General features: G+C 57.3%; 12 protein-coding genes. 4 read left to right on the forward strand and 8 right to left on the reverse strand.

Features of this window, described 5'->3' with window-relative positions; translation table 11 throughout:
• Window positions 1–21 precede the first annotated feature (21 nt).
• Together IEW06_RS00185 and IEW06_RS00190 are read left to right on the forward strand one after the other, a co-directional pair.
• A complete protein-coding gene (locus IEW06_RS00185) occupies window positions 22–1,563 on the forward strand; it encodes a SusD/RagB family nutrient-binding outer membrane lipoprotein (protein WP_188547118.1) in 1,542 nt (513 codons plus the stop codon).
• Between the two features lie 55 nt (window positions 1,564–1,618).
• The gene (locus IEW06_RS00190) at window positions 1,619–2,872 is read left to right on the forward strand and encodes a hypothetical protein (protein WP_187731289.1); all 1,254 of its coding nucleotides are present in this window, start codon (window positions 1,619–1,621) and stop codon (window positions 2,870–2,872) included.
• A gap of 79 nt (window positions 2,873–2,951) precedes the next feature.
• On the opposite strand, the gene IEW06_RS00195 is transcribed toward IEW06_RS00190, so the two are convergent.
• The 8 genes from IEW06_RS00195 to IEW06_RS00230 form a co-directional block, all read right to left on the reverse strand.
• Complete coding sequence (locus IEW06_RS00195) at window positions 2,952–4,268, reverse strand: RagB/SusD family nutrient uptake outer membrane protein (protein WP_188547120.1); 1,317 nt, start codon at window positions 4,266–4,268, stop codon at window positions 2,952–2,954.
• 32 nt (window positions 4,269–4,300) lie between these two features.
• Complete coding sequence (locus tag IEW06_RS00200) at window positions 4,301–7,495, reverse strand: SusC/RagA family TonB-linked outer membrane protein (RefSeq protein ID WP_188547122.1); 3,195 nt, start codon at window positions 7,493–7,495, stop codon at window positions 4,301–4,303.
• Window positions 7,496–7,787: 292 nt separating this feature from the next.
• Window positions 7,788–9,452, reverse strand: a complete 1,665-nt coding sequence (locus IEW06_RS00205) for a glycoside hydrolase family 10-like protein (RefSeq protein WP_223284403.1) — start codon at window positions 9,450–9,452, stop codon at window positions 7,788–7,790.
• 236 nt (window positions 9,453–9,688) lie between these two features.
• Window positions 9,689–10,306 (reverse strand): M15 family metallopeptidase, encoded by a 618-nt coding sequence (locus IEW06_RS00210; RefSeq protein WP_187731287.1) that lies wholly within the window; start codon window positions 10,304–10,306, stop codon window positions 9,689–9,691.
• A gap of 311 nt (window positions 10,307–10,617) precedes the next feature.
• Window positions 10,618–11,919, reverse strand: a complete 1,302-nt coding sequence (locus IEW06_RS00215) for a serine hydrolase (protein ID WP_188547124.1) — start codon at window positions 11,917–11,919, stop codon at window positions 10,618–10,620.
• Window positions 11,920–12,108: 189 nt separating this feature from the next.
• Complete coding sequence (locus IEW06_RS00220) at window positions 12,109–12,426, reverse strand: hypothetical protein (RefSeq protein ID WP_187731286.1); 318 nt, start codon at window positions 12,424–12,426, stop codon at window positions 12,109–12,111.
• Between the two features lie 35 nt (window positions 12,427–12,461).
• Complete coding sequence (locus IEW06_RS00225) at window positions 12,462–12,830, reverse strand: hypothetical protein (protein WP_187731285.1); 369 nt, start codon at window positions 12,828–12,830, stop codon at window positions 12,462–12,464.
• Between the two features lie 47 nt (window positions 12,831–12,877).
• Window positions 12,878–13,201 carry a hypothetical protein gene (locus tag IEW06_RS00230; RefSeq protein ID WP_187731284.1) on the reverse strand — a complete coding sequence of 108 codons (324 nt, stop codon included), beginning with the start codon at window positions 13,199–13,201 and terminating at the stop codon, window positions 12,878–12,880.
• A gap of 139 nt (window positions 13,202–13,340) precedes the next feature.
• Here IEW06_RS00230 and IEW06_RS00235 point away from each other — a divergent pair, with 139 nt between their 5' ends.
• Together IEW06_RS00235 and IEW06_RS00240 are read left to right on the forward strand one after the other, a co-directional pair.
• Window positions 13,341–14,165 carry a hypothetical protein gene (locus IEW06_RS00235; protein WP_187731283.1) on the forward strand — a complete coding sequence of 275 codons (825 nt, stop codon included), beginning with the start codon at window positions 13,341–13,343 and terminating at the stop codon, window positions 14,163–14,165.
• Window positions 14,166–14,184: 19 nt separating this feature from the next.
• A complete protein-coding gene (locus IEW06_RS00240) occupies window positions 14,185–15,027 on the forward strand; it encodes a rhomboid family intramembrane serine protease (protein WP_188547126.1) in 843 nt (280 codons plus the stop codon).
• The last annotated feature ends 143 nt before the right edge of the window (window positions 15,028–15,170 follow it).

Consider the following 15,170-nt stretch of genomic DNA (forward strand, 5'->3'; position numbering starts at 1 on the left):
TTTGACAATTCAGCTTTCTATATGAAAAAACTCATTCTCCTGCTGGGCCTGGTGCTGGGCGGCGGTATGTTCACTTCCTGCGACGATTTCCTCGACGTGAACACCGATCCGAACAACCCTACCACGGCCACGCCTAACTTCCTGCTCCCGAACATCATTTCCAACGGCGCACAGACGCAGATGTTCACGGCCCTGCGTACGCCCTTTATTACCCAGTACCTGGTGGCCCGCACCGGCGGCAATACAGTAGATAACTACTTCTACACCAACGCACAGAGCACCAACTCCTTCAACTACACCTACTTCTACTCGGGGGGCAATATTCCGCCGATGATTGCCGCTGCCGAGGCAGAAGGCTCAGTGTATTACGTGGGCGCGGGCAAAATCATGATGGCCCTGATTCTGAGCCACGCCACCGATATATTCGGCGATATTCCTTACTCAGAAGCTTTCCTGGGCGCTCGGAACTACACGCCCAAGTACGATTCGCAGGAAGAGATTTATGCCACGATTAATCGGTTGCTGGATGAGGGCATCGTGGAAATGAGCAAGCCGGCTTCGGCCAACTTCCGCCCGCTCTACGTGACCTCGCCCAGCATCAGCGGCGATATTCTATACCGCGGCGACGTGACGAAGTGGATTAAGCTGGCTTACTCGCTGAAGGCCCGGCAGAACCATCACCTCACCAAGAAAGCCTCCTACGACCCCAATGCTATTCTGGCGCTGGTTGATCAGGGCTTCAAGGCTACTGCGGATGATGCCCAGCTTCAGTTTCAGGTAGCTGTGGCGCCTTTGGTAAGCACCACCAATATCTTCGGCACGACCCGCAATAACTTCGCGACGTCTACTTTCTCGGCCAACTTTATCAAGTACTTGGACGGACGCACGTTTGGCGTTGTCGATCCGCGCTTGCCCATTATGGCTACGGCCACCAGCACCGGCGCCGATCCTGGCCTGGGTGGCGGCCCGCAGCCTACTACGGTTCAGACGGATTTTTACGCCAGCTGGTACGCCCGCGAGCTGGGTTACTTTGAATTGATTACCTACCACGAGCTGAAATTCATCGAGGCTGAAGCTGCTTTCCGGGGTAACAACCGGGCGCGGGCATTCACGGCTTTTCAGGAAGGTATTCGGGCGCACATGCGCAAAATTGGGGTAGGCGGCACAAGCACCAGCACGCCGCCTTTGACTTATCCGACCATCACCGAGGCTCAGATTACGGCTTATCTGGCTAGCTCGGCCGTGCCCCAAAGCGCCGCCGATCTGACGCTGAAGAGCATTATGGAGCAGAAGTACATCGCCATGTTCCTGAACCCGGAATCGTGGTCTGACCTACGCCGCTTTGATTTCAGCCCGGCCATCTACGTGAATTTTCGGGTGCCAAGCGGAGTAAACACGGCTTTGGTAACGGCCGCAACGCCAACCACTCCGGCGAGCATCCGTTTCCCTCGCCGCCTGCTGCCCGGTGCCACGGAAGTGCTCTACAACCCGAACGAGATTGCGCGCATGGGAGCCAACGCCCCCGATTATATAGCTATGCCGGTATGGTGGGATCAGCCGTAAGGCCCGATTTGCCCCCCAGCCTACTTTTCTCTGACTTTCTTCCGCAACGCTGCATATGAAGCATATTTTAAAACGCTACGCTCCCCTCCTGCTGCTGACGCTTTCGGGCCTCATCACCAGCTGCGATGATGAGCTGGACGAAAACTACACCGAGGTCGGGCCGCAACTCCCGACGGTTCTGGCCAACACCAGCTTTACCCCCGACACCAAGTATGCCGTGGGGGAAACAGTACCATTGGAGATAAACTTCGCCTCTCAGGGCGAGCCAATCCGGGAAGTGTTGGTGCTGCAAAAAGTAGAGCCCAGCCGCGACTCCGTGGTAGTACAAACCATTCCGTATCAGCCGGCTTATTCGCGTATCAAGCGGGCCGATACATTGGTAGTGCGCTACGTGGTGCCCCAGGCGGCCAATAAAGCAATCATTCGGGTAGATGTGCGCGTGGTTAGCCAAAATGGTCAATCCAAAACCCGCTCGGCTGCTTTCCGGGTGGCTGAGCCCACGCCAACTATTCGCATCAACAGTGTCTCGAACGTAACCGCGCCCACCGCTGGCCCCGTAGTGTCCGGCGACGTGGTACGTTACAACCTGACGCTGAACGTGAACGGCGTGACGTCGGCCACGGCTACCACGCCGGCCACCAGCATTCTCTACAAAGACCTCGACAGCCTGATTACCTACGTGCGCGTAGGCACAACTGCCGAGCGGCGCCTGCTGCGCCAGCGCTTGCCCGCTGTTGGGGCCCAAACCGGCGCCGCTACTACCCTGAACGTTGACGCCCCGGTGCCAGCCAACTCGGCCGGGCAGGCTGTTACCTTCCGCTTTGAGGCGAAAGTGCGCACGCCGGCTCGTACGGCTTCGGTTTCTTCGGCTCCAATCACGCCTGCGGCAGCTACGGCACTGGCGGCGGTGCGCCCCATCACGCTCAGCTACACCGGCACCACCGGCGGCGACCAGGCAGCGTTCAACTTCGCCACCTTCAGTGCGGCCACGGCTGCCGACGCGGCTACGGTGAAGGATATTGCCATCACCAGCATTGCCACCAACCAAGTAAAGCTGGATGCCCTGAACACTACCCGCTTGGTTAAAACGACGGCCGCAGTATACAATGCTGCTACGTTGAACAGCATCCGTCAGACTTATCTCACGGCCACCGCTGCTAATCAGGTAGCCAGCGTAGCCAACGTACTGGTAGGCGACGTGTATGTGGCCCGCGTGCGGGGCGGCGACCAGTATGTAATCTTCACGGTAACTGGCCTGAACCGGACAGCTACTGGCGCGAGTTTGATCTTGGATGTGAAGGCGCTGTAGCCCAGCATTTTTGCATTCATCAAAAAAGCCCCCCAGAACTTCTGGGGGGCTTTTTTGTGCGTTTAATTTTTAGTTGACACTACGCCGCAGGGTCATCGGGGGTGACGGGGTTGTTCTCGCGCTCCGTGCGCGGGTATGGATAGAAGTTACGGTTGCGCTCGGAGCCCGCCGCGCCCGGACCGGGGCGGTTGAAGCGCCGGCTGTCCTCCAGCCGGAAACCCTGGAAAGCAAGCTCCACAAAGCGGTTGCGCAGAATATCCAACAGTAGCGCCTGCTGCGTAAGCGGACCGGCGTACGGTGCCAGACCGGCACCGGGAGGCGCCGTAGGAAAAGCACCCGTCGTAGTGGCAGCAGCGGTGCTGGTGCGCACCCGGTTCAGCTCCAGAACGGCGTTGGCCAGATCGTTTTTGCGGGCGTAGGCTTCGGCCCGGATAAGCAGCATCTCGCCGGGCACATACACCGGAACAGGTGCCGCGCTGGCGCTATAAAAGCCGGTGCCCAGATTTTGTGTGGAGGTGGCGTTGGCGCGGGTATAAAACGGGATTCGCCGGTCGCCGGCTTCGGGCGCTAGCGCTCCTGTCAGGCCCAGATTCGCGTCAGTGGGCTCAAACACGTTGCGGTTGCCGAAAGCAACCTCGAATATTGGATTGCGGGCCAGCTCGTCGAAACTGAATACCGAACGGCTTGCCAGATCTACCCGCCCCGCGGCTGCTATGGCTTTGTCGTAGTCCCCGGCCATCAGGCTGTAGCGGGCAATGAGGGCCTGCACGGTGTTGGGCAGGTTAATGCCCCCAATAATTTTACTGTTGAAATCCGCTGATACAGGCGCGGTATTCAGTTGCGCAGCGGCGGCCTCTAGCTGCTCCACGGCCGATTGTAGCGCCTGCACGCGGCTCACGAAGGGAGCGTTGGCTTGGGTTACAATAGAGATCTGCTCGAAATTCTGCGCCAGAGTACCAATTGCCAGGGCCCGGAAGACACTGGCGTACGCCACAATGCCGCTTCGGGTGCCTGGGTCAGCAGCGTTGTTGGCATTGGCGAGCACGAGGTCGGCATTGGCGCGCACCAGTTGCGACTGCGTCCAGAGGTTGCGCACTACGCCGTTGAGATTCGTCACGTTGCCGGCCCCGAGGCTGACGTTAAACTCCTCGATGTTGCCGACGTTTATAATCCTCAACTCACGGGTGCTCAGGCCACCAGCGGCCACGGTATTATACAGCGGGCTCAGCGCCCCGCCCGTCGTGAAGCGCGCCTGCAAGCCGTTGCACACCGTAATCAGGCCGTCGGCGTTGGTCAGCACCTGCACGTCGCTGGCGGTGCTGGGGTTCAGGTATTCTTTGTCGCAGCTGCTCGTCGCCATCGACAGCACAGCCAGCAGTATCAGTATCTTTTTCATGAAATGGCGAGTTTGGAGAACAGGAGACCTCATTAGAATGTGGCCGACAACCGGAGCTGGTAAGTGCGCGGAATGGGCACATTGCCAAAGTCCACTGCCCGAAACAAGTCGGAAGCGCCACCCGCGCTGGTTTCGGGGTCGAAGCCCTTGTAGTCATCCCACGAGTACAGGTTGCGACCAATGAGCGACACATTAAGGTCGCTGATAAACTTACTGATGGCAGGCAGGGTGTACGTCAGAGCCGCCTCGCGGAGCTTCACAAACGAGCCATCGTCAATGCGGAATTCCTGGGTGTTATACACGGCGAAGATGTAGCCGCGCGGCAGCTCACCCCGCAGTTCCTGCTCGGCCAAGTCGCCCAGGCCCACGCCCTGGCGGGTACGGTAGTCGGCATTAAATACGTCCACGCCCTGCACGGCATCGAGCAGCACCCGCAAGGAGAGTTTCTTGTAAGTGAAGCTGGTGCTGAACGACCCGGTCCAGTCCGGGTTGGGGTTGCCGATAACTACGTTGGCAATGGTAGTGCCCGGTGCATAGCTGGGCTGACCTTCGCCGTTACGGGCAGGCGTAAAATCAATCGAGCCAACGCCTTGGCCCGTGGTGCGCTCGTCCTGCGGAAAGCCCTGCGGAGTCAGCAGCAGCGAACCATCGGGGTTGCGGGCATAAGCCGAGCCATAAAACACGCCCGCTGGCTGTCCATTAATAAGATATACCGGCGCGCCAGCTACGTTATCGACGAGTATAGCCGACGAACCCACCAGATCCACAATCTTATTGCGGTTGCGGCTGAAGATGGCCGTGAAGTCCCAGCTGAAATCGGCAGTTCGCACCGGCACAGCGCTCAGCTGCACTTCCACGCCTTTGTTATTAAGCCGGGCCACGTTCTCAACGATGGATGAGCCGCCCCGCGACGGCGCCAGTGGCCGGTCTACCACCAGATCCGTGGTTTTCTGATTGTACACTGTTACGCCCAAGCCCAGGCGGTCGTTGAAAAAGCCCAGGTCGGCTCCTACTTCCATCTCCGCCACGCGCTCTGGCCGCACCCGGGGGTTTGCTAGCCGCGCGTTGGGTAGGAAAGTATTGCGGCCTTGAAAGCCAATGGGAGTAAACTGGTAAAACCGGTCGTAGGAGCCAATGCCGTTCAGGTTGCCGGCCTCACCGTAGCTGGCGCGCAGCTTCAGCGAATTGAAGGTCTTGGCGTACGCCGCATCCTTCCAGAAGCCCAGATCGGAGAGCACCAGCGAGCCGCTCACCTTAGGGTAGTATTGGTTGGTTTCGGAGGATGAGAATTTCGACGACCGGTCGCGGCGAATAGCGCCCGTGAGGAAAGCCAGGTTGCGAAATCCAAAAGTGGCCTGCCCGAAAATGCCACTCAAATCGAATTGGTCCAGATCAGCGTTGGAAGCTACGGTGTTGCTGGCCGCCCCACTAACGGTGGTGATAAACGGCGCCAGGTTTTGCCCCTGCGTGCGCACCAACTCTCCGCGCAGGTACTGGTAGCTATAACCGGCCAGCAGCGTAACCTTGAAATCTTCGGTGAGCTGCCGGTCGTAGCCCACGTTCACATCGGAGTTGAGCTGAAGCACGTTATTATTGGCATTGGCTGCGAAACCCGATGGATAGCGCTGTAATGGCAGGCCGGCCGCGGCCTGATATGGGTAGGGTCGAATGTAGTTCTCGCCCACTTGCGCGTACGTGTCTACCCCCAGAATATAATCCACCGAAAATCCTCTAAACGGCGTCAGATTCACCTGTAGGTCGGTGATGGTGCGGTTGATACGCTGCGTAAACTTCATGTCCTCGATGGTGGACAGGGGGTTAACGCGGGTAGGCTCTACGGCCAGCAGATTGCCATTGGGGTCGCGCCGGTTTATGTCGTAGATGTTGTTGGTGATGTTTATTGAGTTGATAGGGCTATAGAACACGTTGCCGTTGGCCTTTTCATCCGAAAAGCTATTGTTATAAGCTACCCCGGCCGAAGCCCGAATCCAGCTGGCCAGGCGCTGGTCAACGCGGGCCCGCACGTTGTAGCGCGTAAATTCGGTCCCATCAATGATACCCTGATTTTTCAGATAGCCAACCGAAACCAGATACTGCGTCCGCTCGGCCCCGCCTGAGATGGAAACACCATTATCAGTACCATAGCCCGTCCGGAAAATATCGTTGAAATAGTCGTAGCGCGGTGTTTCTACCAGGTTGGTGGCCAATTGGGTGGTAGCTCCGGCCCGTGTGATGCCGATGGTTGTGACGCCGGGGTTGGCAGCTATCTGCGCAGGTGTGGGAGCACCAATCGTGTACAGGCGTAGACCCTCGAAGCCAAACTGCTGACCAAAGGTGTTCACGGGCACTGATTTGCGCAGCTCATTTATATTAAAGCTAGCGTAAGCGGATACCCGCGCCGCACCTGTCTTGCCGCGTTTGGTGGTAATAAGTACTACCCCATTTGAGGCCCGCGAGCCATACTGCGCCGCCGCTGCCGCACCGTTGATGACGTTGATACTGGCAATGTCATTGGGGTTGAGGTCGGCGAGGCGGTTCTGGCCGGCATTCGCAGTTCCAATGTCCGGTCCCGCCGCCAGCTGCGACACGTTCGCGCTGTTATTACTCACAATTACGCCATCAATTACATACAAAGGATCGGAAGAGCCCCGCAGCGAGTGAATGCCCCGTAGTCGCACCGACATAGAGCCCGAAGGGTCGCCGGAGTTCTGCACGATTTGCGCGCCGGGCAATTTGCCCTGCAAAGCATTGAGCGCCCCGCCCGTGCCGGTCTGCTCCAGGTCGCGGGCCGTCACCGTGTTGATAGCGTTGCCTAGCTCCCGCTTGTTCACACTTATCGTGGAGCCTGTCACTACCACATCATCCAAGGTCTGGACCGCTTCTGTGAGCGTGACGTCGGTAGTTACGGTTGGGGTACTGCCCAGATTGATAGGTTTGAACTGAGACCGAAAGCCGATAATGGAAACCGAAAGTGTATAAGCACCGGGCGTCACCTGCACCGGCAGGCTGTAGGAGCCATCGGCGCTGGTGGCCGTGCCGAATGTAGTGCCCCCCAGCAAGACCGTAGCACCAGGCAGCGCCTGCCCGCGCTCATCCACGACGCGCCCCTGCAAGGTGTAGGGCTGGCGTGTGCCACCGGGCTGCGCCGCCAGCTGCGTAGTCAATAGCACGCACATGAGAAGCCAGCCTAATGGCAGGACCAGCCTCAATGGGTAAGTGTTACGCATAAAAGGAAGAATTAAAGTGAAAAAGGAGTAGTGTCAACGCTATCAATATATGGTATAAATACCATTTAAAATAAAACTATACCTATTATAGATAATGTAAATAGCCCTACAGACGCACGCCATAGATACTTACCGTGAAGAACCAAAAGCTGCGTCGGTAGGGCTGCGTAGCAGCTTGTACGCATTATATATTGAGCTATTGTCGACTTAACACCACAAAAAAGCCCCCCAGACGTGTATCTGGGGGGCTTTTTTGTGGTGTTAAGCTTACTATTTAGATTACTGATGCCAGTTACCGGCCGAATACGCGTTCCAGCAAACCTCCACGCTTGCGCTTTTTCATCTTCACTTTAGTTTTGCTGGTGGTGTTCGGTGCGGGTCGGCTGATGGTAGGGCGGGGCGCAACGGGTGGGCCGGACCGGACCGGCGGCGTAGAGGCTACAGGCGGAGCAGCGGGTGCCGGCGTGGGCACTACCGGCGGAGCCTGCGCCACCAGCACTGGTGAGCCGGCTCCGGTGCTGGCGCGCACGGGCGGGCTTTCATTGTGAAGGCGGTCGACGGCGGTGATATAATACGCATACTCCACGCCGGGGCGGGCGGTGGTATCTACCAGAGCGGGCTGGTTGTTAGCGGGCCGCGGCACGAGGGCCACGATGTGGCGTGGGTCGTCGGGGGCGGGCGTTTCGCCGGGACCGAAGCGGTAAACCACAAAGTAGCGGGCCACATCGCCGTCGGTGGCAGCAGGACCGGGTTGCCAAAATAAGGTTACGGCCCGACCAGTGCGCGTCAGGACCAGGTTTTGAGCCGGACGAGGTGGCACGGCATCCATCCAGGGCATGGTGGGCACCAAGGCCGGGTAGCGGAATAAGTTTTGGCGCAGGGTATCGGCTACGTGCAGCGGGTTGGCTACCAATGACTTGGAGCTGAAAAATACGCTGCCGCCCACCTGCGTCGGATACGAGCGGTTGAGACGAATCTGGCGGGGCAGCTCCGTGGGGTCGCGCCATGATGGGTCACGCTTGCTGGTTTCGAAAATACGATACGCCCCCTGCCCGATATACAAATGACGGTCGAAGCGGTTGCGCGCCCACCAGTCCAGCAGCACAGGGTAAGAGGCCACTTTGAACGTAGTGCTCCAATAAAGCTGGGGCAAAATATAGTCGACCCAGCCCTGCTGCATCCACAGGCGAGCATCGGCATAAAGGCCTGAGTAGCCCTCGAATGCAGCCGAGTTTGAGCCTTCCGGATTGCTGGTTTGATTCATCCAGACGCCAAACGGCGAAATCCCGAACTTCACCCAGCGCTTGGTACTTTGAATATTGGTGTGCAGATCCCGCACCAGCGTGTTCACGTTCTGACGGCGCCAGTCGGCCAGTTTCAGCTGATCGGGGTTGTGCTGCTGGAAGGCTGCCTCGTCGCGAATAACCTGGCCGGCTTCGGGATAGGGATAGAAATAGTCATCGAAATGCACCCCATCAATATCGTAGCGGCGCACCACGTCCAGGATGACTTTGTTGATATAGTTCCGCACTTCGGGCAAGCCCGGATTGAAGAGCAGCTTGCCGGAATAGCGCAAAAACCACTCAGGATGCTGCCGATACGGATGATTTGCGGCCAGCTTACTCGTCACCGAATCGAGGGAAGCGCGATACGGGTTGAACCACGCATGAAACTCCATGCCGCGGGCGTGGGCTTCATCGATCAGGAAAGGAAGCGGGTCGTAGGCGGGGCTGGGGGCTTTGCCCTGCTGGCCGGTCAGCCACTTACTCCAGGGCTCCAGGTCGCTTTGATAGAAAGCATCGGCAGCGGGCCGAATCTGCACAAATACGGCATTAATGCCATTCTTTTTCTGCGTGTCGAGCATCTGGGTATACTCGCGGCGCTGCTGGTCGGGCGTGAGCGAACGGCGGCTGGGCCAATCAATATTCTCGACGCTGGCAATCCAAACACCACGCATTTCCCGTTTCGGGGGAGCATTTTGGCTACGAGCAGCGGGGCCACATAGTAGCCCGCACAACGTTAATAGGAAAAAGAAAGCACGGAAATCAGTGGAAAGCAATGGGGGCATCGGCACATAAACGGGTAAGACGCCTGCAAATTACATAGCTCAACGCTCGTAGCCGACACAAAACGCACATTTACCGCTATTTATCTGAGGTATCGGCCAACCTGTGGGCCAGTACCCGATCTGGGCTACGCCTGTAAATCAGCGAACTCCAGGTCCATTAAGTCTTGATTTTCCCAGCACTTATGATCGAAATGCCACCACTCACCAGGGTATTGCTCAAAGCAGTGGCGGCTCATAACAGCCCGCAGAACCGCCCTATTTAGCTGAGCCAGCGCCGGAACTTCCGAAAAATCAGCGTGGGCAGCAGGGGTTAAGTCATCGAAGTCGGTGGGCATGACAAGTTCCTCGCCCGTACTTAAGCTCACCAGCGTTACATCCACGGCGCAGCCCCGATTATGACGCGAGCCTCGCCACGGAGGAGCAGCGTAGGTTTCATCACGCACATGATCATAGAAGGCCACAGTAGCACTATATGGCCGATACGCGTCAAACACCTTTAGTCCAATTCCGACAGTAGCCAACTCCTCCTGAACAGCCCGCAGGGCGGCTGCAGCCGGGCGGCGCAGAAAGGCTTTGGGCGCTTGGTACAAAGGCCGGCCTAATAAATTGGCAGCAGTGGCGTAGCGGATGTCCAGTATGATGCTGGGAATAAATTCTGCGAGATTAACCAGCTCACTATCTGGGGTTTCCCGCACCTGCCGGTGGTAATAGTCCGGCGTTGTGACGACCCGTAGGCCATGCATATTGGGGGAAATTAGCTCGCTGGGGGGCATTTTTTGTTCTCAGTAGCTTGCCTATAGGTGAAGGCAGGCTTGGTACTCATGCAATATAGCGGCCACTTTTCACGCAGCCGACAAGCGCCAAAAAGGCCTGACGAATACATAGCTGAGTTCCGAGTACTGGTGTTTACTCTTCATTCAACTATTAGTTGCTGGTCAGCTTCAAAAGATATTTAACAGTTGAGCTTTAACACCCAGTTATTCATTTAAAATACTTGAAAACAGACTTTTACGGTGGATTCACTTAGTCATAAAAGGTTACGTGATTTACTAAATTACTTCAGTTGCACTTCTTTGAATTGACTTAAATCGGGCCTGTTGCGGCGGGGGCGCTTTAGTTCATACTGATACACGGCCTGGCCTAAATCGCGCATGAATGGAAAGCCAATTGCATCATACTCATATTGGTCGTCGTTGAGAATGCCATCGGCATTGGTATAGATCACGGCCGATAGTAGAAACTCCACGCCTCGCGCCTCATCCATGATGTAGGCGTTATCGATCAGAAAGCCGTAGGCCTGCCCTATTTTGTTGAAGATGCGCACGCCGGGGGGCAAAGGACCGGCCGGTCCGCCCGCCAGCAAAAACTTGGCGTAGTTGTCGGGGTATTCCAGCGAGTCGTAGCGCGGGGCGCGGCTCTGCCGGGGCAGCATGGACAGGTAGCGCTGCAGAAACTGATAATCAGCAGCGGCGAGCTGAAAGCGTCGTTTTGCTGGCAGGCTTTCGGGAAACATGATGGCTCGGAGCACACCTTGCAAATCGGCCAGGGAAATGTAGTTCTTGGTGCTGAAGTCGAGGGGCTCTTGTATTAGCTCATCGCCTTGCATATAGCCCCGACCGATCTTTTCGCCCTGGAGCTTAAGTTGGGGCCAAGCACCAGCAAAAAGTCCAGCTCTCTGCTGATACACTGGCATTTGCAACGACGAATCGGCAAAAAATACCATGGGGTTGGTATGGCGAGAGCCGGGTTCTTGGTCGCCCACCGAAAGGCGATGCATCAGGCGCACCCGCCGGTAGCCGCGCGCCTGCAAGGCCGCGTTCAGCGGGCCGGGCCCCATAAACTCATATAGCCGGTTGTAGGCGTCGTTATCGCTCACCAGCAGCACTTTCCGAATGTAATTGCCAATGCTGGGCCGGAGCGTGGCATTGGTAGAATCCCAGTCGACGCGGGTTTGGCCGGCAAAAGCCGAGTCGATCCGCAGGGGTGACTCGCGGGTTAGCCCCGGATATTGGACGCGCAGGTTTTGCAACTTTTCGAGCGCCAGCACGGCGGCCGGCAGTTTCACGGTACTGGCCGGATAGAAGTAGCGCCGCAAATTTTGCCCCCCATAGGTGTAGGAGCGAAAGTGCGGCCGGTTCTGCGCGTCGCGGTTTATCTGGGTATAGATAATCTGGACGCGATACTGCTCCGGGGCGCGCAGCACTCGGCCAAAACGGGCCGTATCAGCATGCAAAAGGCGCGGCAAAGGATTGCCAGATTGCGCCTCAGTGTTGGTGCTGCTAAGCTGACTAAGCCCGACCACCAAGCCATAAAAAGCCCCCCACGAGTTGGGCCGCCACCGTTTGCAGATTTTCATAGCGGAAAAGATACAGCGGAGCGGTTGCTTCATGCCGCAGGCATTTGCTCAAATCAAAATAAAAGCGGCTGGGGGGCAAATTTCGGCTGTCTTTTACTCTTACGGATCAGTGGCCCTAAAACGACAACGGTCCGACAGCTTCGAAGCCGTTGGACCGTTGCATACTCACGCCTGAAAGGCGCTTATTCGTTATTTGCCGGAGTTTTCGCTTTCGCCACCTGCCTCAGCAGAGCGGCGCATATCGGCGCCATCTTCGCCTTCCATGCCGTTGGTCTGGTCGCTGTCGCCGTAGTCGCCGCGGATGCCGGCGCCATCGCCCATGTTGCCCTGAGTGCTGGTGGTTTTGGGGTTTTGACCGCTTTGCTGCTCTTCCTTTTGGTCAGCTTTCTTGGCTGCCGAGAAGGCTTTATTAATGGAGGTGCCGTCCTGACCGCTATTGGTGGTGCTTACGCGGCCTGAGCCGCTGTCTTCGGAAGTTGTGTCGGTATTTTGGGGATGATTTGCCATGATATTAAAGAGTAGGTTTGGGTGGGTAAATTGAATTAACTGTTGTTTTCGTCGTCGATGGTACCACCGTCGTTGGCGGCACTGCTGGCAGCGTTGCCGGTGCCGTAGTCCGATTTATCGGCCGTGGTATTCTTGGTTTGGTTGGACTTCTCTTTATCAGAGCCGCCGCCTTGGTTGCGCTGAGCAGCGCCGGGCTGGTCGCCGCGGTTGCTGCTGCCTTTGGCGTCGGGGCTGCTTTGCTGATTACCGCCCCGGTTGCCGCCATGGTCGCCGTCGTTGGTGTCAGCCGGGCCGGTTTGCTGTTTCTGACCTTGCTGCTGTGCTGCTACGCCGCGCTGGTTTTCGGGGCGCGGCGTGTTCGAGCCATCGTTGGCCGTTGCCTGATTTGCTTTGTCATTTGCCATAGCTAGGGTGGGTTAAGAAGGATATAAGAAACTAGTACGGTGGGGGCCTAAAGATTTACCCGGCCTGTTTCACCACCCGATACGCCCGTGCCACTGCTGGTTGTGCTGCCGCCTACGTCGCCTTCGGCGGCGTTGCCGGGTGTGTCGTAGGTAGTGCTGGTGCTTACGTTTTTGCCTTTTATTTCCTGGCCGCCTTCGGTGCCGCCGCTGCCGGAGTTGTCATCGGCGTTGAGGCCGCGCAACGAATCTCTGCCGGCACCGGACGCCTGGCGGCCTTCGGGCTGGCGCTGATCCGATTGAGAAACGGTGCCCTGCTGGATAGCGCGGCCATCGGTGGGTTCTTGTTCGGGTTGGTTTTGATCGTTTGCCATAGCAGAAGTAGTTAGTGCGAAAAAGTACTTGCTAAACTATACGCGGGTTCAGCTTAAAAGGGGTGGCATTGCCGTGCTTTTTTGCCAACTTGGGGAGTTTATTATCCTCCCTATCTCTCACTTTCTATCCGGCTTACGCATGTCATCAGACTCAACTACTCCACTTGATTTATTTACCCAGAAAACCGATACCGAGCTTCATTATTACCTTGAGAATCCAGACCTGTATCACGCTGATGTGGTAGCAGCAGCACAGCAGGAGCTGCATCGGCGCGAAGCAGCGACCCGCCCTCACCTTATTGAATCTGAAGACTTTGCAACTGACGACTATGATAATGAGCCCGTTGAGCGGCGCTGGCTGGCGCCCGCTATTGGCGCGGCCCTGCTGGCAGTTGGATGCGTGCTGTATAGCCAGTTCCATAAGCCCTCGCCTGCATTAGGTGTCGTGCCGAAAGCTCCCACAGAGCTACAGTCAGTGGAGCTGAATGTGCTACCGACCTTTGAAGTTGAAACCGCCGCCCAGGTAAAAACGGAGCCGAGTCTTTTACCAGCTAAAGAGCGCACCGACAAAAAGCCCTTGGGCAAATACCTGATCTTGGCGGGTCGTTTCTGGAAGGCTGAAAAGCAAGCTGAATTTCTGGCCGACCAGGTAGCCATAGCCAAAATAGACTCGACGTTTCCGGGCAAAGCCTCCCTGGTGTATGATCAATGGCGCGAGCTAACGCGCGTATTGGTGTATAACCATAATCTACGGCCGGTAATGCAGCAGCGCATAAACATGATGCATGACGTAGCCAACCGGCGCATGCAGTCGTTGCAGCAAATGCGCGAAAACTATTCTCTGGGTCGCCCACCAATGAATAGCGAAGTACTCAAGACCCTGGCACCGGTGGAGGATATGCTGTATGAGCTGCGCGGCGGTAAGCAGCCCACCCATCACATCGATCTGACGGTGGCGCGCTGAGAATCAGGCTACTGTCCTTATGGACCCCGACGAACCCCTCGATCTATTCGCCCAGAAAACCGATGCTGAGCTTTTCTTTCTAGCTCGGCAGGCGCAGCGCTTTCCGCCCGCGGTGGTCCAAGCGGCCGTACGCGAGTTGCAGCGGCGCGGCCTTGTGCCAGCCGAGGCCCCCGCGCCGCCCCCTCCTCCGCCCCCACCGCTCCCCGACGAAAGCACCGGCCGCCTGTTGCTGCGGAGCTTGCGGGCGATGCTGTGGCCGGCCGGGTCGTTCTTCGTCACGCCCCTGCTGCTCGACCTGAACTTGCTTATTTATGCGCTCCTAGCGCTAACGGCCGCCGATCCGCTCGCGCCGGGCGGCGAGGAGCTGGTAATGTGGGGGTCTAATTTTTCGCCTCTCACCCTGCATGGTCAGCCCTGGCGCCTGCTTACCAGCTGTTTTCTGCACGGCGGCGTGGCGCATTTGCTACTCAACGGGCTGGGATTGTTGTTTTTAGGATCGTTGTTGGAGCCGCTGCTGGGCCGTTGGCGCTTGCTGGGGGGCTTTTTGGTGTGCGGCATCGGGGGTAGCTTGGCCAGCTTGTGGTGGAATACCGCGGGCGTAAACTCGGTGGGTGCCTCGGGGGCCATTTTTGGGTTGTATGGGCTTTTGCTCGCTTTGCTTCTGACGCGTGCAGTGCCCTTCGGCCGCTCTCAGCGCCGAACCATGCTGTGGTTTGTTTTCTATTTTATGCTCAACGGACTGGTAGGCGGGCTGGGGGGCAATATTGACCACGCGGCGCATCTGGGGGGCTTATTTACCGGCTTACTGGTTGGGGCAATACTCGGCCGGACGCGGCTACCGGGCACTACTGGAACCTCCTGATTTTTTGCATTTTCTTACAAAAGCGCAGCGGCGTTCTTTTTGTTGCTCGAATTAGCTTCGAACAAACAACCAAATAGCTAATCAGCAACGTAGTGTACCCGTATCTTACAGCTGAGCGGGCCGCTGCTTTGCTCTTCTTTTAT

Origin of the sequence: Hymenobacter qilianensis (assembly GCF_014638675.1) — a bacterium.
GTDB lineage: Bacteria > Bacteroidota > Bacteroidia > Cytophagales > Hymenobacteraceae > Hymenobacter > Hymenobacter qilianensis.